The 1,169-nt window shown below is 43.4% G+C and carries 3 protein-coding genes; all 3 read left to right on the top strand.

Features of this window, described 5'->3' with window-relative positions; translation table 11 throughout:
* Positions 1-65: 65 nt before the first annotated feature.
* From AC2VE5_RS28320 to AC2VE5_RS28310, 3 genes are read left to right on the top strand one after another with little or no spacing between them, the layout of a single operon-like run.
* On the top strand, positions 66-617 hold the full coding sequence (locus AC2VE5_RS28320) for an ISAs1 family transposase (RefSeq protein ID WP_486890832.1): 552 nt from the start codon (positions 66-68) through the stop codon (positions 615-617).
* Positions 589-885 carry a hypothetical protein gene (locus AC2VE5_RS28315; RefSeq protein ID WP_486890830.1) on the top strand — a complete coding sequence of 99 codons (297 nt, stop codon included), beginning with the start codon at positions 589-591 and terminating at the stop codon, positions 883-885. The genes AC2VE5_RS28320 and AC2VE5_RS28315 overlap by 29 nt, the downstream gene beginning before the upstream one ends.
* Positions 848-1,156 carry an ISAs1 family transposase gene (locus AC2VE5_RS28310; protein ID WP_486890834.1) on the top strand — a complete coding sequence of 103 codons (309 nt, stop codon included), beginning with the start codon at positions 848-850 and terminating at the stop codon, positions 1,154-1,156. The genes AC2VE5_RS28315 and AC2VE5_RS28310 overlap by 38 nt, the downstream gene beginning before the upstream one ends.
* The last annotated feature ends 13 nt before the right edge of the window (positions 1,157-1,169 follow it).

The raw sequence follows: 1,169 nt of genomic DNA, 5'->3' as shown, positions 1-1,169 counted from the left end.
CAGGGATAATTCGTTGATTAAGAAAATATTATAATGATTAAAACAAATAAGTTTGAGAAATTAAGATGGCGCTCAACTTAATTCAATCATTGCAGGAGATCAAAGATTTCCGAACATCTCGAGGTAGACGTTATCCACTGTGGCTAATTTTGCTATTAGTTGTGATGGGAACTATTAGTGGATGCCGAAGTTACTATGCACTGGAAGATTTTGGAGCGCGTCACTATCAGGCAGTCAGTGAGCAACTAGGGCTAACGGTAACTCGCCTGCCGTCGGACACGACCTTTCGTCGCATTTTACAGAAGCTCGATTTTCAAGTTCTGGCACAGCAGTTCGAGCAATGGGTTAAAAGTACATTCACTCTCGAAACTGGTGAGTGGGTGGCGATAGATGGCAAGAGCATTAAAGGAACGGTTACAGAACCGGGTACCGCTTACCAGAACTTTGTTTCTTTAGTCTCCGCTTATAGCCATCAACAAGGAGTAGTGCTTGCCGCGCAACAGTTTGAATCAAAAAACAGCAGTGAATTGAAAGTAGTGCAAACAACACTTGAGTTATTGCAGTTAGAAGGAGTGGTGTTCACTATGGATGCACTTCACTGCCAAAAAAACTACTAAGTTAATCATTGAGGGCGGCAATAACTACGTTATCACTGTCAAAGGTAATCAGCCTCGACTACTGGCACAACTGAAAACCTTAGCGTCACACCAAAAGCCTTGTGAGCGGGTTGTCGATACTGAGCAAATTCGAGGTCGAACGACCTGCCGAATTGTGAATGTCTTCACAGACCTTAAGAGTATTGACCTCGATTGGCTAGGACTACGAAGCCTGAAACAAGCGCGAACGTATCGGTATCCGCTCCGGAAAGAAATATTTACAGACTAACTATTACATTAGCTCTCTAGTCTCAAAGGCTACTAGATTTGCGGATGGGATTCGACAGCATTGGGGAATTGAGAATCGTTTGCACTGGGTCAAAGATGTAATTTTTGGCGAAGATCTGGCTCCCTTCAGTAACTATAATGCTGCCACCAATTGGTCTATTATCCGCAATATCGCCATCAATCTTGCTCGTTTCAGTGGCTATGATTCTCTGACCAAGGCAGAACGATTTCTTGCCCATGACATCGGCAAGCTATTTTTACTTCTAGAATGAATTATCCCTGGGG

The organism is Aliterella sp. E5.1 (assembly GCF_057473825.1).
The sequence above is the reverse complement of the archived record's forward strand: the minus strand, read 5'-3'. Positions and strand labels throughout refer to the sequence as shown.